19 protein-coding genes are annotated in these 20,660 nt (G+C 38.5%); 4 read left to right on the top strand and 15 right to left on the bottom strand.

Going from position 1 to position 20,660, the window contains the following annotated elements:
- Window positions 1-78: 78 nt before the first annotated feature.
- The 3 genes from K8089_RS11875 (at window position 79) to K8089_RS11865 (ending at window position 2,858) form a co-directional block, all read left to right on the top strand.
- The gene (locus K8089_RS11875) at window positions 79-249 is read left to right on the top strand and encodes a DUF5522 domain-containing protein (RefSeq protein ID WP_237603509.1); all 171 of its coding nucleotides are present in this window, start codon (window positions 79-81) and stop codon (window positions 247-249) included.
- A gap of 74 nt (window positions 250-323) precedes the next feature.
- On the top strand, window positions 324-2,306 hold the full coding sequence (locus K8089_RS11870) for a urocanate hydratase (RefSeq protein WP_237603508.1): 1,983 nt from the start codon (window positions 324-326) through the stop codon (window positions 2,304-2,306).
- Window positions 2,307-2,318: 12 nt separating this feature from the next.
- Entirely contained in the window at window positions 2,319-2,858 is a 540-nt protein-coding gene (locus tag K8089_RS11865; RefSeq protein ID WP_237603507.1) for a DUF4136 domain-containing protein, read from the top strand.
- A 75-nt stretch (window positions 2,859-2,933) separates the two neighbouring features.
- On the opposite strand, the gene K8089_RS11860 is transcribed toward K8089_RS11865, so the two are convergent.
- The 5 genes from K8089_RS11860 to K8089_RS11840 form a co-directional block, all read right to left on the bottom strand.
- Window positions 2,934-4,544, bottom strand: coding sequence for a T9SS type A sorting domain-containing protein (locus K8089_RS11860; RefSeq protein ID WP_237603506.1), 1,611 nt, complete (start codon window positions 4,542-4,544; stop codon window positions 2,934-2,936).
- Window positions 4,545-4,633: 89 nt separating this feature from the next.
- Window positions 4,634-6,715, bottom strand: coding sequence for an alpha-ketoacid dehydrogenase subunit alpha/beta (locus K8089_RS11855; protein WP_237603523.1), 2,082 nt, complete (start codon window positions 6,713-6,715; stop codon window positions 4,634-4,636).
- An 88-nt stretch (window positions 6,716-6,803) separates the two neighbouring features.
- Window positions 6,804-8,132, bottom strand: coding sequence for a dihydrolipoamide acetyltransferase family protein (locus K8089_RS11850; protein ID WP_237603505.1), 1,329 nt, complete (start codon window positions 8,130-8,132; stop codon window positions 6,804-6,806).
- Between the two features lie 331 nt (window positions 8,133-8,463).
- Entirely contained in the window at window positions 8,464-9,060 is a 597-nt protein-coding gene (locus K8089_RS11845) for an acyltransferase (RefSeq protein WP_237603504.1), read from the bottom strand.
- A 132-nt stretch (window positions 9,061-9,192) separates the two neighbouring features.
- Complete coding sequence (locus K8089_RS11840; protein ID WP_237603503.1) at window positions 9,193-9,945, bottom strand: enoyl-CoA hydratase/isomerase family protein; 753 nt, start codon at window positions 9,943-9,945, stop codon at window positions 9,193-9,195.
- A 306-nt stretch (window positions 9,946-10,251) separates the two neighbouring features.
- On the opposite strand from K8089_RS11840, the gene K8089_RS11835 reads away from it, so the two are divergent.
- Window positions 10,252-11,235 carry a bile acid:sodium symporter family protein gene (locus K8089_RS11835; RefSeq protein WP_237603502.1) on the top strand — a complete coding sequence of 328 codons (984 nt, stop codon included), beginning with the start codon at window positions 10,252-10,254 and terminating at the stop codon, window positions 11,233-11,235.
- Between the two features lie 80 nt (window positions 11,236-11,315).
- Here K8089_RS11835 and paaZ read toward each other — a convergent pair whose 3' ends face one another.
- From paaZ to paaC, 10 genes are all read right to left on the bottom strand, one after another.
- The gene (gene paaZ / locus K8089_RS11830) at window positions 11,316-13,814 is read right to left on the bottom strand and encodes a phenylacetic acid degradation bifunctional protein PaaZ (RefSeq protein WP_237603501.1); all 2,499 of its coding nucleotides are present in this window, start codon (window positions 13,812-13,814) and stop codon (window positions 11,316-11,318) included.
- 6 nt (window positions 13,815-13,820) lie between these two features.
- Complete coding sequence (locus K8089_RS11825) at window positions 13,821-14,153, bottom strand: type II toxin-antitoxin system PemK/MazF family toxin (protein ID WP_237603500.1); 333 nt, start codon at window positions 14,151-14,153, stop codon at window positions 13,821-13,823.
- Window positions 14,150-14,395, bottom strand: coding sequence for a ribbon-helix-helix domain-containing protein (locus K8089_RS11820; RefSeq protein ID WP_237603499.1), 246 nt, complete (start codon window positions 14,393-14,395; stop codon window positions 14,150-14,152). Before K8089_RS11820 ends, K8089_RS11825 begins: the two co-directional genes overlap by 4 nt.
- Before the next feature lie 181 nt (window positions 14,396-14,576).
- A complete protein-coding gene (gene pcaF / locus K8089_RS11815) occupies window positions 14,577-15,788 on the bottom strand; it encodes a 3-oxoadipyl-CoA thiolase (RefSeq protein WP_237603498.1) in 1,212 nt (403 codons plus the stop codon).
- A gap of 89 nt (window positions 15,789-15,877) precedes the next feature.
- Window positions 15,878-16,735 carry a KPN_02809 family neutral zinc metallopeptidase gene (ypfJ, locus tag K8089_RS11810; protein ID WP_237603497.1) on the bottom strand — a complete coding sequence of 286 codons (858 nt, stop codon included), beginning with the start codon at window positions 16,733-16,735 and terminating at the stop codon, window positions 15,878-15,880.
- Window positions 16,736-16,755: 20 nt separating this feature from the next.
- Window positions 16,756-17,160: a PaaI family thioesterase gene (locus K8089_RS11805; protein WP_237603496.1), complete on the bottom strand. Its 405-nt coding sequence runs from the start codon at window positions 17,158-17,160 to the stop codon at window positions 16,756-16,758.
- A 54-nt stretch (window positions 17,161-17,214) separates the two neighbouring features.
- Window positions 17,215-18,396, bottom strand: a complete 1,182-nt coding sequence (locus tag K8089_RS11800) for a 3-hydroxyacyl-CoA dehydrogenase NAD-binding domain-containing protein (RefSeq protein WP_237603495.1) — start codon at window positions 18,394-18,396, stop codon at window positions 17,215-17,217.
- Window positions 18,397-18,444: 48 nt separating this feature from the next.
- On the bottom strand, window positions 18,445-19,227 hold the full coding sequence (locus K8089_RS11795; protein ID WP_237603494.1) for an enoyl-CoA hydratase-related protein: 783 nt from the start codon (window positions 19,225-19,227) through the stop codon (window positions 18,445-18,447).
- A gap of 109 nt (window positions 19,228-19,336) precedes the next feature.
- Window positions 19,337-19,843, bottom strand: coding sequence for a 1,2-phenylacetyl-CoA epoxidase subunit PaaD (gene paaD, locus K8089_RS11790; protein ID WP_237603493.1), 507 nt, complete (start codon window positions 19,841-19,843; stop codon window positions 19,337-19,339).
- A 46-nt stretch (window positions 19,844-19,889) separates the two neighbouring features.
- The gene (paaC, locus tag K8089_RS11785; RefSeq protein ID WP_237603492.1) at window positions 19,890-20,660 is read right to left on the bottom strand and encodes a 1,2-phenylacetyl-CoA epoxidase subunit PaaC; all 771 of its coding nucleotides are present in this window, start codon (window positions 20,658-20,660) and stop codon (window positions 19,890-19,892) included.

The following is a 20,660-nucleotide window of genomic DNA, read 5'->3' as shown; positions in this document are numbered from 1 at the left end:
ATTTAAAGCTTAAATTTCGAAACTTGGGATTTGAGTCAATTTTTAAACTTTCAACACTGAAATCAGTACTTTTGTAAAATGTTATTCCCAAAGAAAAAAATAGAAATCGAAGAAGGCGATTATTACCTTACGCCCGAAGGCTACAAATGCTTTACGGAGCAGTATCACTTAAAACGTGGGTATTGTTGTGAGAGTGGTTGTCGCCATTGTCCGTATGGATTTGATAAGAAGACTGGTGGTAGATTGTAGGGATTAGAAAAAATAATTTAGTATTTAAATATAAAGCACTGCGACTTGGCGGCTTTGCGAGAAAAAATATGAACATGACTTTTAAAGAACAAATACAACAAGGTATTCCATCAGTTTTACCAGAAAAGAAACGGTACGATTCAAATATAAATCACGCGCCAAAGCGAAAAGAAATTCTCTCAAAAGAAGAAAAAGATTTAGCCTTGCGCAATGCGCTTCGCTATTTTGAACCAGAACATCACGCCACATTGTTACCCGAATTTCGAGAAGAGCTGGAAACCTATGGACGTATTTATATGTATCGTTTGCGTCCAAATTATAAAATATATGCACGTCCAATAGACGAATACCCTGGCAAATCTCAGCAGGCGAAAGCTATTATGCTAATGATTCAAAACAACTTGGATTATGCCGTGGCGCAACACCCACACGAACTAATAACTTACGGCGGCAATGGGGCGGTTTTCCAAAACTGGGCACAGTATCTTTTAGTTATGAAATATCTTTCGGAAATGACCGATGAACAAACACTGGCAGTATATTCTGGGCATCCAATGGGTTTATTTCCATCACATAAAGACGCGCCGCGAGTTGTGGTAACCAACGGAATGATGATTCCAAATTATTCAAAACCTAATGATTGGGAAAAATTCAACGCACTTGGCGTAACGCAATACGGACAAATGACCGCAGGAAGCTATATGTACATTGGTCCGCAAGGCATTGTTCACGGAACCACGATTACGGTTTTAAACGGTTTCAGAAAAATTAAAAAAGAACCCATCGGCGGATTGTTTGTAACCTCCGGTCTCGGTGGCATGAGCGGCGCCCAGCCAAAAGCAGGAAATATTGCAGGCTGTGTAACCGTTTGCGCCGAAGTAAATAAAAAAGCTACCGAAACGCGGCACAGCCAAGGCTGGGTAGACGAAGTTATTTCAGACTTAGACAAGCTCGCAAAACGTGTAAAAGAAGCAACTTCAAACAAAGAAACTGTTTCAATTGCTTATGATGGCAATGTTGTGGAGGTATGGGAAAAATTTGCAAAAGAAAATATTAAAATTGACTTGGGAAGCGATCAAACTTCGCTGCATAATCCGTGGGCTGGCGGCTATTATCCGATAGGATTATCTTATGAAGAAGCTAATGAAATGATGGCCAATAATCCCGAAAAATTTAAAAACGAGGTTCAAAGCAGTTTGCGTCGGCAAGTTGAGGCAATCAATAAACACACGGCAAAAGGCACTTATTTTTTTGACTACGGAAACGCTTTTCTTTTGGAAGCTTCGCGCGCAGGCGCAGATGTGCTTTCAGAAGATAAAACCAAGGAATTTAAATATCCATCGTACGTGCAAGATATTATGGGCCCTATGTGTTTTGATTATGGTTTCGGACCTTTCCGTTGGGTTTGTGCCTCGGGAAAAGCTGAAGATCTTCAAAAAACCGATGAAATTGCTTGTGAGGTTTTAGAAGAATTGATGAAGAATTCGCCTGCAGAAATTCAGCAACAAATGCAAGATAACATCACTTGGATTAAAGGAGCGCAGGAAAACAAATTGGTTGTTGGTTCGCAAGCGCGCATTCTTTATGCCGATGCTGATGGCCGCGTGCAGATAGCTTCGGCTTTTAATAAGGCTATTGCCGAAGGAAAAATTGGTCCCGTTGTTTTAGGTCGCGATCATCACGATGTTTCGGGCACCGATTCACCGTACCGTGAAACTTCAAATATTTACGATGGCAGCAGATTTACGGCCGATATGGCAATACAAAACGTAATTGGCGATAGCTTCCGTGGCGCTACGTGGGTAAGTATCCATAACGGTGGTGGCGTTGGTTGGGGAGAAGTAATAAACGGCGGTTTCGGAATGGTTCTTGATGGTAGTATAGATGCACAACGACGCTTAGAAAACATGCTTTTCTGGGATGTAAATAATGGAATTGCAAGACGTAGTTGGGCACGAAATGACGAGGCAGTTTTCGCAATAAAACGGGCGATGGCAAATAATCCGCATTTAAAGGTTACGCTTCCAAATTTTGTTGATGATAAATTATTCGAATAAAAAATTAAAGCTATGAAAGCACTCAAATTTTTACCGCTATTATTTCTTTTTGTTTTGGCATCCTGCTCCACCGTTCGGGTTGCTACAGATTTCGACAAAAAAGTAAATTTTAATCAGTACAATTCATTCGCCTTTTTTAAGCCGGGAATAGACAAAGCTGAAATAAGCGATCTTGATAAAAAACGCATCCTTCGGGCTATCGACGAAAGCCTTACAATGAAGGGCATGTCTAAATCTGAAACTCCAGATTTACTCGTGAGTATTTTTACTAAAGAACGCGAACGCGTTGATGTTTACAACAATAATTTTGGATATGGTTGGGGCTGGAGCCCGTGGTACTACGGAAGCTATTACGGCGGAAGTAATGTTTCGCGCACTGCTGAAGGCACTCTTTATATCGATTTAATTGATGCTAAAACTAATAATTTGGTTTGGCAAGGAATGGGAAGCGCAGATTTAGTGACCAGCAGTATGGAAAAAAAGGAAGAACGCATTCGAGAAATAGTTTCAGAAATTTTAGCAGAATACCCTCCCGGAGCTGCAAAGAAGTAATATAAAAAAGATAAAAAAAGCCTTCCCAATAAATTTAGAAAGGCTTTTTTTAGCAAATTGAGGATTAGTATTTGCTTACTGCTTCACCAGTTTTATTCCTTTTTGCGTTCCTTCTTTTGAAGAAACATTCATAAAATATATCCCCGTTGTCAAGTTTTGAGTGTTAACGCTGATAGAAGTATCGCCGTTATATTTAGCACTGTACAGTTGTTGTCCTAAAACATTATATATTGAAATTGCTTCAATTGGCGAATTGCTTTTAATAATCATTTCAGCTTTAACTGGATTCGCAAAAGATATTGAAACGTCTGAAAAATCTTCAACTCCCGCAGTATCGTCCGCTACATTTTGCGCGTATATTTTTTGACCATCACCCTTGTCTTCTGTAAAAACAGCAACACTTTGCGATGCGGCATTTTCAGTAAAATTTATTCTTCCTTTTGAAGCCATAAACGTAGCTACCGGTCTTGTTTCTTCGGACCAAGCAAAATCGCCGTTTTCATCTAAATAAACTGAATGTAATGTTACGGGTGATACGCCATTATCTATTCCTTCTTTTATAATAAACAACGGCGTGTTGTTGATTAACTGAAGACTTCCAGCATGAATTTTTTCAGAAGCAATAGGAAATACAACTTTAGCATTATCGGTTAATTGTCGCGCTCCCGAATCTTTATCGAATTTTTGAACATACTCGCCTTTTTCACTCTGACTTGTATTCGAATAAGTAGCAACAGACCAAATAAATTGTGAACCGGCTTCAAAAGCAATTTCGGTTTCCATTTCATAATCAGTTTCGCGCGTGTCAAAATCTGAACCATTTACTCCCCAAGGCAACGTTCCATCAGGATTTATTCGTTGTAAATAGGAGTCAAAACGTGTTCCTGCCGAAGCAAAATACCCCATATAAACTACATCGCCATCTTGTACACCTTTGTAGGAACGAATAAAAGCGGTAGCTCTATCTGAAATTTGAACAGCATTTCCCCAAACAGGATTACCGTCTGCATCATACCGCTGCGCATATAGAAAGGAATTTATTCCCGTCAGCAATTTGTGAAAAACAGCTATATATTCGCCACCTGAAACTTCAAAGAAATTTCCAGGTGCCGCCGCACCAGAACCAGTTGTTAAGGGTTTTGTTGCAGGCCACACAACAACACCATTGTCATCATATTTTTGCATTACTGCACCACTTCCGGAGAGCCAGCTAACAATTGCGCCACCAGCAGAAAGAGGTAAAACGGTTACCACATTTCCACTCCCCACTTGAACACCATTTGTACCCCACAAATGGTTACCATCAGTATCTAATTTAAATACAAAAGCGGGGTCGCCGCCAGCTGTTCCCGTGGCGCCTATGTAAAGATTATCATTATCGTCTACTGTTGAAGTCATAATTACCGTAGAAGAGCTCATAGGTATTTGGTCGCTTACCAACATACCATCACTACCAAGTGTTTGGTTACCATCTGCATCCATAATTTGCAAACGAAGTTCAATATTTGTTGGCGGTCCAACATTTTTCCAGAATACTACATAAGTTTGTCCATCAGAAGTGCCACGCGCCATAACATCTAGTTCTCCAGATTCAGCAACGAGAGTATTTGCATCGGTATCGGTGGTCCATTGGGCGTGCAATAATGTTACCCCAAATAATGCGAAAAGCGTAATAATCGATTTCATAATTATGTGTTTTTGGTTAATTTTATATTCATAATAAAAATATGAATCTCTCAATTAAGCAGTCATATTGTGAAATTAATTAATAGAAATTAATAATTTAGCATTTCAAGAATTTTCTTTTTCACTTTTTCGGTTGAAGGAATCATTGTTTCTTCTAAAATTGAGTTCAATGGAATAGCTGGCATATTTTCAGAACCAATTAACATCACTGGGGCATCTAATTGCTGAAAACACTCCTCTTGAATTCTTCCCTGCAAACCTCTTGAAAAACCATTTTCTGAAGGTTCTTCAGTTACCACCAAACATTTACCACATTTTTTAACCGATTTAAATACCGTTTCATAATCTAAAGGATGTAAGGTTCTTAAATCTACAACTTCAATTCTATCTTGCATTCCAAGTTCTTCGGAAGCATTCATCGCCCAATGTACACCCATTCCGTACGTGATTATTGAAAGGGTTTCTTCATTTTCCTGTTTCCAGATTTCCTGTAAAACCCAAGCTTTTCCGAAAGGTAAAATATAATCCTCCGAAGGCATTACAGAGGTTGCGCCTTTTGTTCCTTTCACTTTGCTCCAATACAGACCTTTATGTTCAAAAATCACCACCGGATTGGGGTCGTAATAAGCAGCTTTCATCAAGCCTTTTAAATCGGCGCCATTACTTGGGTAAGCAATCTTTAACCCGCGAATGTTTGTAACTACACTTTCTACCGAAGAAGAATGATACGGCCCACCGCTACCATAAGCGCCAATAGGCACGCGTAAGACCATGGAAACCGGCCATTTTCCTTCAGAAAGATAACAGCTTCGGCTAACTTCAGTAAAAAGCTGGTTTAGGCCTGGCCAAATATAATCTGCAAATTGCACCTCAACAATTGGTTTTAGCCCAACAGCACTCATCCCTACAGTGCTTCCAACAATAAATGCTTCTTGAATTGGCGTATTAAAAACGCGATTATCACCAAATTTTTCGGCTAAAGTCGCAGCTTCTCTAAATACACCGCCTAACCTTCTTCCTACATCTTGCCCGTATAACAGACATTCTTTATGTTTTGCCATCAACTCTTCAATAGCAAAAAGTGCACAATCTACCATCACAACTTTTTCTGCTCCAGCAGGACTTCGTTCCCCAACTTCTTCGGTAATTTCAGTGGGTGCAAAATCGTGGGTGAATAAATCTTCGGGTTTGGGATCTTCGGCTTTTAGTGCTTTTTCTAAACTTTCAGAAACCTCTTTTTTAGCACTATTTTCAATTTCTGAAATATCGCTTTCAGAAAAACCATTTTCAGCTAAAAGTTTTTTAAGCTTAGGATACGGGTCTCGACTACGCGCCTCATCTAAATCGTCGCGATAAAACTCCATTCGAACCCCCGAAGTATGATGATTTAAAAGTGGCACTTTTGCGTGCACCAAAAAAGGTCTTCTTTCGGTTCTAATTTTTGAAATTACATCTTGAAGCGTGTTATAACTTTCCTCAAAATTGGTTCCGTCAATAGAAATTGCCTCCAAACCCTTAAAACCTTTGGTATACTCATATGCGTCTTGAGCTCTGGTTTCTTCAGCATTTGCCGAAATATCCCAACCATTATCTTGAACTAAATAAAGGATTGGCAATTTTTTTAAAACGGCCATCTGAAAGGCTTCGGCTACTTCTCCTTCGGTCACCGATGCATCGCCCAGACTACAGATTACAATTGGCGCATTCCCGCGAAGGCGGGAATCTTTCGAGTGAACCGACGAATCATAAAGTAACGTATTCTTTGAATTTTTGGTTTTTGATTCCTTTCGGAGTTGCTCTTCGTCAAAGAGATTACCGCCTTCGCGGTAATGGAATCCCATTGCAACTCCTGTAGCTGGAATGGCTTGCATACCCGTAGCCGAACTTTGATGCGGAATTTTTGGCTTATCGACATCGTTTAAACTGGCGTGCGAATAATAGGTACGCCCACCCGAAAATGGATCGTCTTTTTTTGCTAAAACTTGCAGCATTAATTCATAAGGTGTCATTCCAATGGACAGTAAAATAGAGTCGTCTCGATAATATGGAAAAACATAATCTTGCGGCAAAAGTTGCATCCCAGCCGCTATCTGAATTACTTCGTGCCCACGCGAAGTTGCGTGTACATATTTTGAAACTGTTTTAAAATTTTCCTCATAAATCTCTGTCATCGACTTTGCGGTAACGAGGTTTTTAAAGGCTTTTTTCAGTATGGATTTATCTATTTTTTTCACTGCGAAATCACGATTTTTTTTCTATTTAGACTTTTCTTTTGGTATCAAACTGTTCCATATAATCGGCAATTCTTCTTAAAAAAGATCCAGCCAAATAGCCATCAACAATTCGATGGTCGAAAGAAAGAGAAAGATACATCATTTGGCGTATTTCAATGGTGTCGCCATCCTCCCGCTCCATAACTTCGGCGCGTTTTTTAATAATTCCGGTGGCTAAAATCGCGGCTTCCGGCTGATTTATTATGGGCGTACCCATTAAACTTCCAAAGGTACCAACATTGCTTATGGTAAAAGTACTGTCTTTGGTATCATCTGCTTTTAATTTATTATTTCGAGCTTTTTCAACCAGAATATTAGTAGCAGAAGCCAATTCATTTAAATTCTTTTTATCGGCGTTTTTAACCACGGGCACGATCAAATTTCCCGAAGGAAGTGCCGTAGCCATTCCAATATTAATTTCATCTTTTACAATAATGTTTTTACCATCAAGAGAAGAATTAATCATCGGAAAATCCTCGATAGCCTTTGCCACACATTCAATAAAAAGAGGTGTGAAAGTGAGTTTTTCATTATATCTTTTCTGAAATTCGGCTTTGTTATTATTTCGCCAATTCACCATATCGGTAAGGTCTGCTTCAACATAAGCAGTAACGTGGGGCGAGTTGTGTTTTGAAAAAACCATATGGTCTGAAATCATTTGACGCATACGATCCATTTCTACAATTTTCCCCTTGCCTTTGTCGAATTTTAAATCGGGAACTTGAAATCCGGAAACTTCGGGTACAGCTTGAGCAAACTGAAAGGGGCGACCCTTTTTTAAATAATCGGAAACATCACTTTTGCGTAAACGCCCATCCTTGCCAGTGCCCGGAATTCGAGCCAATTCTTCATAACTAATATGATTTTTTCGCGCCATACTATCAACCAATGGCGAAATAAAAAGGTTTTCATTTACCTTAAATGATTTTTGAACTGAAGACAAAGTTGAAGATGAAGTCGAAGTTGAAGATAAAGTTGAAGATGAGGTTGAAATCTTCGATTTTTCCTTCGTTTCCTTAGTTTTTGAAGCAGTTTTTATGGAACTGCCACTTTCTGAAATATCTAGAATTGCAATCACTTCGCCAACGGGCACTACATCGCCATTATTGAATTTTTGCGCCACCATTTTTCCCGATGCAGGTGCTGGCACTTCGTTATCAACTTTATCTGTGGCCACTTCTAAAAGCACATCGCCTTCTTCAAAAGTATCTCCCACCTTTACGTGCCATTCAATGATGGTTCCTTCGGTAATACTCTCACCCATCTTGGGCATTTTAAATTCCTGCGAAGGCAGGAATCTTTTGTCATCACTCATCGCTAAGTTTATATGTTTATTAAAATATTGATTCCAGTTTGAGCTTAAATCAGACTAACTAGAGCTCATATATTCTGTTAAATTAATTTTTTTCTCTCTTTTCCAATCATACGAATCCTCGTAGGGATAATTTATCATAAAAAAGAAATACCAAATACTTATAATCTTCCAATTTACAACTCTCGACTTTTTAGAATTCTATTTCGGCTCTGAGATTCCTGCCTACGCAGGAATATTTCACCCATCTTGGGCATTTTAAATTCCTGTGTATTCATTAATCTATCCTGAATTAGACCTATCAGGTTCTAAAAACCTGTTTGGTCTTTAGTATTTATTTTTTTCTAAACTCTTCCAACGTTTTATAAAAATCTTCTTGTACCGGTCGGTTCTTTGGAATTTCTCGCAAAGGCTCAACCTCCCTTAAACTTTCGTGACAATCTGTAGGCAATTGTTGATAAAGTTGCGTTCCCGCAGTTTTCCAAGCAATCATTTCATCTGAAATATCTTTAATTGCCTTTGCAGGATTACCAACTATTAATTTCCGTTTTGGAAATTTCGTTTCCGCTTTTACAAAACTCATGGCACCTACAATACATTCATCTCCAATTTCGGCATCGTCCATAATCACACTGTTCATTCCAATTAGGCAGTTTTTACCCAAATTCGCTCCGTGAATAATAGCTCCGTGGCCCACGTGAGCACTTTCATTTAGTACAATACTTTTACCCGGAAACATATGCACCGTACAATTTTCTTGCACATTTACGCCATCTTCCAAAATGATTTCACCCCAATCGCCACGAATTGCAGCCCCCGGGCCGATGTAACAATTTTTTCCAATTATCACATTACCAGTTACGGCCGCCAACGGGTGAACAAAACTAGATTCGTGGATTACTGGTATATGGCCTTTAAAAGAATATATCATAAACTTTGGTATTGAGAATTGAGTATTAAGTATTGAGTCAATACTGTATGCAATCTAATTCACAATAAAATTTTTATTTATAGTTTTTCAACTTGAATAATATTTAATTTCGCTACTCACCTCTCACCCCTACTATTCAAATCTTTTCAATGTCTTTTTTGTAAAATCACTTAAAACCAATCTACCCGAAATAATTGCTCTTTCTGCTAGCAGATCATCCCAATCTTCAGTGCCATTCCAAAATACCTTTTTCATCTCCTTCATTGCTTCGGGATTGTATTTGCAAAGGTTTTCAGCGAATTTTTGAACCGCTTCATCCAATTCTTCAACCGTATTGTAAACTTGGTTATACAAACCTTTTTGTTTTGCCCATTCGGCTTCATAAAACGAATTGGCATCGATGGCTATTTGGCTAAAACCACTTATACCTAACTTTCTCTCTACCGCGGGACCCACCACAAATGGGCCAATACCAACGTTTAATTCACTTAACTTAATAGCTGCAAATTTAGAAGCCATACAGTAATCTGTCGCTGAAGCAAGGCCTACTCCACCCCCAACTGTTTTACCTTGAATTCTGCCAATAATAAATTTTGGGCATTTGCGCATTGCATTAATTACGTTGGCAAAGCCACTAAAAAACCTCTTTCCGGTTTCGGCATCGTTTATATTTATCAATTCGTTAAAACTAGCGCCGGCGCAGAATGTTCTGTCGCCACCACTTTTAAGAATTATAACTTTAGCTTCTTCGTTATTTCCTGCCTTTGTGATAGTATTTGCAAGTTTGGCCAATAAATCGCCCGGCAAACTATTATGTGCCGGATGGAAGAATTCTATTGTTGCAATTCCGTTTTTAATATCTTGTTTTACGTATGCTTCGTTCATATTTTCTCGTCCGTTAGACTAAATTTTCAATCGGTTACAATTTATTCATTATTAAAGACTTTTCCTTTTGAATGGGCTATTTTAACCAATCAAATCTTCAAATCTCTACTTATTTTGAAGGGTTTTCTCTACTGCTACAAAATAAACCAACTTTTTGTAATTATGGCAATCAATTTCAGGTTTTATAAACTGGTTTTTTCACGATTCTTCAAAACGAAAAATGCAGCCTCAATAAGTCAATCCACTTTATTTTTATATTAGACACTAAAATGTTTTTACACTTCTATCTTTGCCAAAAAAATTTCTATGCTGAAGAGATTTAAAGTAGATTCATTTGTAATCGCGATTGTAATAAGTATCGTTCTTGCATACTTTTTTCCGCAGCTGGGGGCATCAAATAGCCCTGTGCCCTTGGAATTAATCAGCAGTTTTGGAATTTCACTTATATTTTTTTTCTACGGTTTGAGTCTAAATTCCGAAGTGATAAAAAACGGACTTAAAAATTGGAAGCTTCATCTTACAGTACAAAGCTCTACTTTTATATTATTTCCACTTCTGATTTTGCCGTTTTTTCCGCTGTTTAAAGATACTTCCTACGAACTTCTTTGGCTGGCTTTTTTATTTATGGCCGCATTGCCTTCAACCGTTTCATCCTCCGTAGTTATGGTTTCAATGGCGAAAGGAAATTTACCGGCAGCTATTTTTAATGCTAGTATTTCGGGGATTATCGGTATAATTTTAACGCCGCTATGGATGATGCCGTTTATAACACAAACGGATGTAGCCTTCGATTTTTCATCAATCTATTTTCAATTGATTTCAGAGATTGTAATTCCGTTAATATTGGGTCTTTTCCTGCGGAAATTTTTAGGGTCTTGGGCACAAAGACACAAGCGACAGTTGAGTCTATTTGATAAATTTGTCATCCTTTTAATAATTTACAAAAGCTTTGTGCATTCTTTTGAAGATGAAATTTTTAGCAGTGTAAGTCTTCTGGAAATGGGTGCTATGGTTGCGTTAGTGCTTCTATTATTTTTTATTGTTTACTCGCTTACGGGGTGGTTTGGGAAACTTCTCAACTTCAATCATGCTGATAGAATTACCAATCGATTTTGCGGAACTAAAAAATCCTTGGTTCACGGAACTGTTTTTTCCGAAGCATTATTTGGACAAACTAGCATCATTGGAATCATCCTTTTACCGCTTATGTTTTATCACGCCATTCAAATTTTAATTATTAGTGTGATTGCTGCGAAAAAAGGGAAGGAACAACAAAAGGAATTAAATTGAATTAAAGCGAAGAAGAATATCATCTTAAACAAAAACAGCCCAATAACGAGGGCTGTTTTCGAATTTATTTGAATTACAATTTAGAGGAGTCCGAATTGCTCAAAATGATGGTTAAGGTGCTTCCTTTCCAACAAATACCATTCGTATTTATTCATTTCACCAAAAACCATATTTTTCAATTTTGCATCTGGATTATTTTTAAAATAGTTTTTAAAAGCTTCTCTTTCTTCTAAAAACTTTTCCTTTGCCGTTGCTAAATCAGGGTGCTTCAATTCGGGTAAAGTATCTTTTTCCAACAGCGGAAATTGGGAATTTCGCGGAAATTTTTCGTAGTTATAAAGACTAGCGTGAACTTTCTCCAAAATCTTTTCGGGAGTTATAACCTCAAAATCTTGAATTTTTCCCGAAGCAATTTTATAAGTATATTCTAAATGCTCCAACATATGTTGGGGGGTCATAATTCCCCACTTCGGTTTTGAATCTTCGGTTAATTTATTTAATAATTCCTCGATTTTTTCATCGGTCATTTCAACAAAGGTTTCTTGTTTTTTCTGAACCATTGTTAAAATTGTGGCAACAGCAACCAATTCATCTTCGGCATCAAAAACCTCAACAAACCATTTTACAATTCCGCTTGGGTGTTCTGCCGAAGCAACATCGCGATCTACTTTTTGTTTACACGTTAAACGTACATAAATTGTATCGTTGTGATATAGCGGACGTAAAAAGCGGCAATCTTCCAAACCGTAATTTGCTGCTACGGGTCCTTTGTTTGGATACACAAAAAGTCCAGCCGCCGCCGCAATTATAAAATAGCCGTGCGCAGTGCGTTTTTCAAAAATACTTCCGTCGAGCGAAGTAATATCGGTATGTGCATAAAAGTGATCCCAAGTTAGGTTTGCAAAATTTGTAATATCGGCATAGGTGAGGGTACGTTTATGTGTTTTAAGAGACATTCCCGGCTCAATATCCTCCCAGTGATATTTAAAAGGATGTTGATCTGCCTCTTTATATTTTGCATTCGCTTGATAAATACCGGTAATTTCGGTTAAAGTAGTTGGCGAACCTTGAATTGCCGTACGCTGTAAGTAATGTTTAATACCTCGCATTCCGCCCATTTCTTCACCCCCACCAGCACGTCCGGGACCTCCGTGAACTAAATTTGGTAATGGCGAACCGTGGCCGGTACTTTCTTTAGCACTTTCGCGGTTAATTACTAAAATTCTTCCGTGGTGCGAAGCTGCATTGATAACATATTCTTTTGCAATCTTATCGTCATTGGTAGCAATAGACGAAACAAGAGAGCCTTTACCCATTTGAGCCAGAGTAATGGCTTCGTCTAAATTTTTATAGGGCATAATTGTACTAACCGGACCAAAAGCTTCGGTTTCGTGAACTGCCAAATTTTTAAACGGGTTATCTTCACGAAGAAGAATTGGCGCAAGAAAAGCACCTTTTTTAGCGTCAGCACCTATCACTTCTATTTCATCTAAATCTCCGTAAACAATACTAGCTGTTTTGGTCATTTCCTGCACTCGTTCTTTTACTTCCTTCACTTGGTCTTTACTCACTAGGGAGCCCATTCGCACCTCCTTTAAACGGGGGTCGCCAATGGTAATTTTAGACAAGGCATTGCCGAGGGCTATTTGTACGTCTTCAACTAATTTTTCGGGTACAATAACACGACGAATCGCAGTACATTTTTGTCCGCATTTAACCGTCATTTCATTTCGAACTTCTTTTATAAAAAGATCAAATTCTGGGGTGCCGGGCACAGCATCTTCACCTAAAACAGAAGCATTTAAACTATCGGCTTCCATCGTAAAAGGCACGGCTTCTTCAATAATCCTGCTATGTGCTTTTAGCATTCTTCCGGTGGTTGCCGAACCTGTAAAAGTTACAACGTCTTGAGATTCTACAGTGTCTAAAATATTTCTTGCCGAACCTGTTATAAGTTGCAGAGCACCTTCGGGTAAAATTCCCGAAGCGATAATTTCGCGCACAACGGCTTCGGTTAAAAACGAAGTATTTGTAGCTGGTTTTACAACAGCGGGAACCCCTGCCATCCAGTTTACGGCACATTTCTCCAGCATTCCCCAAACAGGGAAGTTAAACGCGTTAATATGAACCGCTACCCCGCGTTTTGGCACCATAATATGATGGGCCATAAACCGGCCACCTCGTGACAAATCTATTGGGTCGCCTTCGACGTGATAAGATTGGTTTGGAAATAATTTTCTGAGAGATGCATTGGCGAATAAATTTCCAAATCCGCCTTCAATATCAATCCAACTATCAACTTTTGTGGCTCCGGTTCGGTAACTGATTTCGTAAAAATCAGCTTTCTTTTTTACTAAATGAAGTGCTAAAGATTTAAGCATGTTGCCACGTTCTTGGAAGGTCATTTTCCGAAGTACCTCGCCTCCTTTTGTTCTTCCGTATTGAAGAATTTCGGCAAAATCGAGTCCTTCCGTATCTGAAAGAGCAACAACTTCTCCAGTAATGGCGTCGTGCATAGGCACGCCTTCACCTTTACCGGTTATCCATTGTCCTGTTACGTAATTATGTAGTTTTTTCATTGATAATCAATATTTTATAATTTTATTAAGTCCATCTTTTACAATATTAAAGTCAGACTTTGAAATAGAACCCATCTTTTTCAAAAATCGTTCTTGTGATAAGGAACGAATATGGATAATCATAACTTCCGATGTTTTTGATAATCCATTAGTAACAGATGGTTTCAGAATTAAATTGCCATGGTAGTTTTTTAGTTTCGAAGTTAGAGGGCATGCAATAATCGTTTTCAAATTATTATTTGCCAAATTTCCAGAAACGATTAATGCTGGACGTCTTCCGGCTTGTTCACTTCCCAAAACTGGGTCAAAGAATACTTCCCAAATTTCACCTTGTTTCATTCTGCTTCCAAATCTTCTAACTGTTTGAAATAGTCTGCCATCCCTTCTTCGGCCATAGCAAGCATATCTGGGTCATTGGCCATTTTCCTATAGCTTTTTAAATATGCTGCCTTGTCCAATTGTTCTAAATAAATTTTAAGAGCTTTTTCTAAAATTTTGTTTTTAGGCATTTTAAGCTCTTTAGCCTTTTTCGAAAGATCTTCGAGAAGGTCGTCTGGTAATGAAGAAGTGAATGTTGCCATTTTATATTTATTTTTTGTAAATATAAATCATATTGCCGAGAAAACCTACGAGGTGGTTTTCATTTTCACTAGCAAAAAAATAATACTTCTGCAGGCTAAGTTCAATCCACATCTGCTAAAAAGCTATTCAAATTTTCAGCATACGAAACTGAAAGTAATTATAAAATCGAAAGATTCCTACCTACGCAGGAATTCGTTCAATTATTGCGGCATAACCTTGCCCCACACCAATACACATTGTTACTAAGGCATAGCGTTTATTTTGCTCGTGTAATTCAATTGCTGCCGAAAGCGCCGTTCGTGTACCCGTAACCCCTAATGGATGACCAATAGCAATTGCGCCCCCGTTAGGGTTTAATCTTGGATCGTCATCTTTTAATCCCCAAGCGCGCGTACAAGCCAAAGCCTGTGCCGCAAAAGCTTCATTAAGTTCAATAATATCCATATCATCCATTGTTAAACCTGCTTTTTGCAATGCTTTATTCGAAGCTTCTACAGGGCCAATACCCATAATTCTTGGTTCTACCCCTACCACTGCCGAACTTACAATTCTTGCCAATGGCTTTAAATTATATTTATTCACCGCCTCTTCTGAAGCAATAATTGTAGCAGCAGCACCATCATTCAACCCCGAAGAATTTCCTGCGGTTACACTTCCACCTTCGCGTTTAAAAGCAGGTCTAAGCTTTCCTAAAACTTCTAAAGTGGTTGAAGGTTTTATAAATTCATCTTTTGAAAATAGAATAGGATCTTTTTTTCGCTGCGGAATTTCTACAGTTACAATTTCTTTTGCCAACCTTCCATTTTCCTGAGCTTTTGAAGCTTTTTGCTGACTCCAAAGTGCAAACTTATCTTGATCTTCTCGCGAAATATTATATTTTTCAACGAGATTTTCGGCAGTATTTCCCATGCCATCGGTACCGTACATTTGGTCCATTTTGGGGTTTACAAAACGCCACCCGAAACTTGAATCGTACATTTTAGCATCGTTACCAAAAGCTTTCGAAGGTTTTGCAACCACGTAGGGGCCGCGCGTCATATTTTCAACTCCCCCTGAAATAAATAAATCTCCATCCCCTGCTTTAATAGCACGATTGGCGTGTATAATCGCCGAGAGTCCGCTACTGCAAAGACGGTTTACCGTCTCGCCCGGAACTGTTACCGGCAGTCCCGCCAAGAGGGCTGCCATACGCGCTACATTTCGGTTGTCTTCGCCCGCTTGGTTTGCACAACCCAAAATAACATCGTCATATGCTTCTTTCGGGATATTTGGATTTCTTTTTACTATTTCAGCTATTACCAAAGCTGCTAAATCATCTGTTCTTACTGTGCTAAGGGCACCGTGGTAATTTCCTATTGGAGTTCTAATTCCGTCAATAATATATGCTTCCATAAATTGAAGTTGAAACTGAAATTGAATAACAAATTTCAGATTTTAATTATTTTATTTTTAATGTACTTAAACCTACTCTGAGGATGTTTTTAATTTAAAATTTCTGAAAAAGTATCGCCCAAGCGTATATCGCCAGTTTTATAACCTTTCATAAACCACTTCATTCTTTGTTCTGAGGTGCCGTGCGTAAAGCTATCGGGAACTACATCGCCACGTGTTCTTTTTTGAATAGCATCGTCGCCAACAGCATTTGCAGCGCTTAAAGCTTCTTCGATATCTCCTTCTTCCAAATACTCTTGATTGTAATGTGCCCAAAGACCTGCGTAGAAATCGGCCTGAAGCTCAAGTGCCACCGAAAGCTTGTTAGCTTCACTTCTATTTTGTTGCTGTAATTGTCTCACTTTACCAGAGGTGCCCAATAGTGTTTGTACGTGGTGTCCTATTTCGTGGGCAGTAACATATGCTATGGCAAAGTCACCACCTTTGGCACCAAAGCGGGTTTTTAATTCGTCAAAAAATGCTAAATCCATATAAACTTGTTGGTCTGCCGGACAATAAAAAGGTCCCGAAGCTGAACTTGCATTTCCGCAAGCAGTGCTTACTGCATCGGTAAATAGCACCATTGTTGGTTCTTTATAATTGCCGAGGTTGTTTTGAGTGAAAATTTGATTCCACACATCTTCAGTATCGGCCAAAACGGTAGCCATAAAATCACCCATCTCTTTTTCTTGGGCGGTAAGTTCTCTTTGTTCTGTTTGTTGGATAGATTGGCTGTTACCAATTTGCTCAACTAAAGGTGCTAATTGTTGGCCCGTTTCACCGCCAAAAAACTGAAGCGCAATTACAATTAATGCTACTATTCCACCGCCAGCGACTAGTTTTCCTTTCCCGCTCATGCCGCGACGGTCCTCTAGATTTCCGCTTTTTCTTCTACCTTTCCATTTCATAATTGTGCTGTTTTAAAATTTTACTTCCAATCTTTGCTAGTTCTATAAACCACTCCTTTAAATAATGCTACCAATTCATCGCCCCGCTTAACTTCAACAATATTAAAACCTAATTTATTACCAACTTTTTCTATAACCGACTCGGCTGTTAAACAATCGCCTTCGTTTAAAGCTACAATGTGGTTAATTGAAGTTTCAATTGATACTGCATACTTTCCGTGGGTATTGGCGGCAAAACCAAAAGCGGTATCGGCGAGACTATAACTTATTCCCCCGTGTGCTTTGTTCATACTGTTTAGCATTTCTTTGCGAATTGTCAATCCAACCTTAACTTTTCCCAATTCTGCGCTTATAACCTCAATCCCAAGCCATTGACTGAAGGCATCGAGAGATAGCATTTTATGCGGAATTTTGTTTCCTTCCATTTGTAATTTATCTTTTATTTTAACCTCACGACTGCGCTCGAGGAGACATTGGGTTTAATTGAAGAAAGTCACGTTTTCACGGTTCATTCGTCTCAACAAAGGCGAGCATCTGTAGCGGTCCTCGCGGTATTCGTCGTACAATTTATCCATTTTTTCAACACACCAATCTATCCCTTTTTCGTCTACCCATGCTAGCAATCCTTTTGGGTAATTAACGCCTTTGGTCATTGCATTGTCAATATCTTCTGCCGAAGCGATATTCCAAAAGAGTGCGTCGGCAGCTTCGTTGATTAACATTACGAGGATTCTCTCGAAAATAGCTGATGCCTCTTCATTTTCATTCGAAGAGGAACTCGACTGTCCTCGAACTGACATTTTTCCCTCTTCTGAATAATCATAATACCCCTTTCCAGATTTTCTTCCCAAATACCCTGCTTCGGCAAATCGTTTTTGAGTAAAAGAGGGTTTATAACGAGGATCGAAATAGAAAGCGTTAAAAACAGTTTCGGTTACGGTGTAGTTCACATCGTTTCCTATAAAATCCATCAATTCAAACGGGCCCATTCTAAACCCGCCAATTTCTTTCATTGCTTTATCAATTTCAGAAAAGGACGCGATACCCTCTTCGTAAATTCTAAGCGCTTCCCCATAAAATGGACGGGCCACTCTATTTACGATAAAGCCAGGTGTGTCTTTTGCAACGGCAACGGTTTTACCCCAATCTTTTATGGTTTTAACTGAAATATTTAAAGTTTCATCTGCAGTTTGAATTGCGGGAATAACCTCAACCAATTTCATCAATGGCGCAGGGTTAAAAAAGTGAATCCCGATACATCTTTCAGGTTTTTCGAGCGCTGAAGCAATTGAAGCAATAGACAAAGACGAAGTGTTTGAAGCAATGATACATTCATCGCTTACAAATTTTTCGAGCGTAGAAAACACATTCTTTTTAATTTCTAAATTCTCAACTATGGCTTCAATTGTAAGTTGTGAATCTTTTAATTCTTTTAAGGTATTTACATATTGAATATTATCTTGGATTCGTTGTTTTTCTTCAGAATCGATTCTTTCTTTTTCAACCAAACGATTTAAAATTTTATTTAAATCTTTTTCAGACTTTGCGAGGGCTTCTGTTTTGGTATCGTATAATTTTACGGAACAACCTGCCGTCGCTGCTACTTGCGCAATTCCTGCGCCCATCGTTCCTGCTCCTATTATCCCAACTTTTTTAATCATAAATATAAACTCTTCCGTTAAAAAACTTTTTGACTGTATTTTGAATGTTTATTTCCCTTTAAATTCAGGCTTTCTTTTACTTACAAAGGCATCTACTCCTTCGGCATAATCGTCACTTTGAGCAGCTTCAATTTGTAGCTTGCTTTCCAAATTTAATTGTTCTTCCAAGTTATTTTGCATTGAATTATTTAACAAACGCTTGGTCAAACCTAATGCTTTTGTTGGCATATTGGCCAGTGTATTTGCCGTGGAAATTACCTCGTCCAGAAAATTTTCTGAAGAAACAACTTTATAAACCATCCCCAGTTTTTCAGCATCTTGGGCCGAAACTTTATCGCCCAACATCATTAATGCCGAAGCTTTTTGAAAACCGATTAACCGTGGTAAAAAGAAAGTACCTGCACTATCGGGCACCAATCCAATTTTACTAAAAGCCTGAATAAAACTAGCGTTTTCTGTAGCAATTATAATATCACAAGCCAATGCAATATTTGCGCCCGCCCCGGCAGCAACGCCATTGACGGCTGCAACAATTGGTTTTTCAATTTTTCGAATGCGCGAAATTATGGGGTTATAATGTTCTTCGAGAATTTTTTTAAACCCCGGGTTTAATTCTGGGGAAGTGACCTCCTTTAAATCCTGTCCCGCACAAAATGCTTTTCCGTTTCCAGTAATTACAATAGCCCGAACGTCTGGATTTTTTTCGCAAGCGTCCAATTCACTTTGCAGTAAAAGTGCCATTTCGCGATTAAAACTATTAAATACTTCGGGGCGATTAAGCGTTAAAGTAGCTACATTGTTTTTTATAAGAGTAGTAATTGACTTTTGCATTTTATAATAATTTCTGTTTGTAATTTATTGCACATCATGAGTGCAATAACACTTCAATTTTAATAATTTTCAACTCGCATAATTCGTAAGTTTGAGTTTTATAGTCGAGCTATTTTAAACATTTAAAATAATCAAACGGTTCGTGACAATCATCACATTTAAAAAGTGCTTTGCAAGCCGTTGAACCAAACTGACTCACCAAATGAGTATTTGTACTACCACATTGCGGGCATTTTACAAGTTTTTTCTCACCTAACAGTACATCTTTATCATGCGTTTCTGAAAGCGGACGCGCAATACCGTATTCTTCCATTTTTTGAAGACCTTCTTCGCTAATCCAATCTGTGGACCAGGCAGGAGAAAGCACCAATTCTACCTCTACCTCTTTGTTAATCTTGGCAAAGGCAGCTTTTAAATCGTCTGCAATCACATCCATTGCAGGGCAACCAGAATAGGTAGGAGTGAGTTTTATTTTTACAACATTATTCTCCTCTATGGCTTCACGAATTACGCCTAAATCCAAAACTGTTAAAACAGGAATTTCGGGATCTGAAACCGTTTCCAAAGTTGGAATTAAATGACTTTCGATATGTAAATTTTCAGTCAACAAATTCATCTAAATTTAAGACCCTTCGACTGCGCTCAGGGTGACATGTTGTTTCCTACCATTGCATATTAGGAAAGGTGCGTTGCATATATTGAAGTTCTGCCAATATATAACCCATATGCTCTGTATGCACCCCTTCTTTCCCACCTTTTGTGAAATATTTATTTTCAGGGACAGTTAAGGTGGCTTCTTTTAGAACTTCGGAAACTTCTTCATAATACTTTTCTTTAAAGGTTGAAACATCCACCCCAGCTCCATCTTTTGCCATTGCTTTTTCGGCATCGGTCATATAAAAAAGCTCGTCTGTAAAGCGCCATAGATCGTTTATCGCTTCTTGCATTTTTTGGTTACTCTCTTCGGTTCCATCGCCTAAACGCTTAACCCAATCTCCCGAAAATCGTTTGTGGTAGCTTACTTCCTTAATACCTTTATTAGCTATAGCAACCAAAGTTTCATCGGCACTATTTTGAAGTTTTTCTAACAGCATAAAATGATACACATCAAACAGAAACTGACGAGCAATTACATATCCAAAATGTGTATTGGGTTGCTCCACCAACAAACAGTTTTTATATTCTCTTTCAATTCTTAAAAAAGCGATATCGTCTTCGGTTTTACCTTCGCCCGCAAGTTTCGCTGCATATTGATAGTAACTTCGGGTTTGCCCTAGTAAATCCAATGAAATATTTGTTAATGCAATATCTGTTTCCAGAATTGGGCCGTGCCCGCAAAGTTCCCCTAAGCGTTGTGCAAGAATTAGGGAGTTGTCTGCGATTGTTAAGATGTAATTCCCGCGAAGGTGGGAATCTTCTGATGTTAAACTCAT

Origin of the sequence: Aequorivita vitellina (assembly GCF_022008365.1) — a bacterium.
GTDB lineage: Bacteria > Bacteroidota > Bacteroidia > Flavobacteriales > Flavobacteriaceae > Aequorivita > Aequorivita vitellina.
The sequence above is the reverse complement of the archived record's forward strand: the minus strand, read 5'-3'. Positions and strand labels throughout refer to the sequence as shown.

Excerpts from the sequence above, each read along its gene's own strand:
- K8089_RS11870 (WP_237603508.1), top strand. The coding sequence starts at position 324 with ATGACTTTTAAAGAACAAATACAACAAGGTATTCCATCAGTTTTACCA.
- K8089_RS11825 (WP_237603500.1), bottom strand. The coding sequence starts at position 14,153 with ATGAAACAAGGTGAAATTTGGGAAGTATTCTTTGACCCAGTTTTGGGA.
- paaC (WP_237603492.1), bottom strand. The coding sequence starts at position 20,660 with ATGAGTTTAACATCAGAAGATTCCCACCTTCGCGGGAATTACATCTTA.
- K8089_RS11840 (WP_237603503.1), bottom strand. The coding sequence starts at position 9,945 with ATGAACGAAGCATACGTAAAACAAGATATTAAAAACGGAATTGCAACA.
- K8089_RS11835 (WP_237603502.1), top strand. The coding sequence starts at position 10,252 with ATGCTGAAGAGATTTAAAGTAGATTCATTTGTAATCGCGATTGTAATA.
- paaD (WP_237603493.1), bottom strand. The coding sequence starts at position 19,843 with ATGAATTTGTTGACTGAAAATTTACATATCGAAAGTCATTTAATTCCA.
- K8089_RS11800 (WP_237603495.1), bottom strand. The coding sequence starts at position 18,396 with ATGATTAAAAAAGTTGGGATAATAGGAGCAGGAACGATGGGCGCAGGA.
- K8089_RS11805 (WP_237603496.1), bottom strand. The coding sequence starts at position 17,160 with ATGGAAGGAAACAAAATTCCGCATAAAATGCTATCTCTCGATGCCTTC.
- K8089_RS11865 (WP_237603507.1), top strand. The coding sequence starts at position 2,319 with ATGAAAGCACTCAAATTTTTACCGCTATTATTTCTTTTTGTTTTGGCA.
- ypfJ (WP_237603497.1), bottom strand. The coding sequence starts at position 16,735 with ATGAAATGGAAAGGTAGAAGAAAAAGCGGAAATCTAGAGGACCGTCGC.
- paaZ (WP_237603501.1), bottom strand. The coding sequence starts at position 13,814 with ATGAAAAAACTACATAATTACGTAACAGGACAATGGATAACCGGTAAA.
- pcaF (WP_237603498.1), bottom strand. The coding sequence starts at position 15,788 with ATGGAAGCATATATTATTGACGGAATTAGAACTCCAATAGGAAATTAC.
- K8089_RS11875 (WP_237603509.1), top strand. The coding sequence starts at position 79 with ATGTTATTCCCAAAGAAAAAAATAGAAATCGAAGAAGGCGATTATTAC.
- K8089_RS11860 (WP_237603506.1), bottom strand. The coding sequence starts at position 4,544 with ATGAAATCGATTATTACGCTTTTCGCATTATTTGGGGTAACATTATTG.
- K8089_RS11845 (WP_237603504.1), bottom strand. The coding sequence starts at position 9,060 with ATGATATATTCTTTTAAAGGCCATATACCAGTAATCCACGAATCTAGT.
- K8089_RS11850 (WP_237603505.1), bottom strand. The coding sequence starts at position 8,132 with ATGAGTGATGACAAAAGATTCCTGCCTTCGCAGGAATTTAAAATGCCC.
- K8089_RS11820 (WP_237603499.1), bottom strand. The coding sequence starts at position 14,395 with ATGGCAACATTCACTTCTTCATTACCAGACGACCTTCTCGAAGATCTT.
- K8089_RS11795 (WP_237603494.1), bottom strand. The coding sequence starts at position 19,227 with ATGCAAAAGTCAATTACTACTCTTATAAAAAACAATGTAGCTACTTTA.
- K8089_RS11855 (WP_237603523.1), bottom strand. The coding sequence starts at position 6,715 with ATGACAGAGATTTATGAGGAAAATTTTAAAACAGTTTCAAAATATGTA.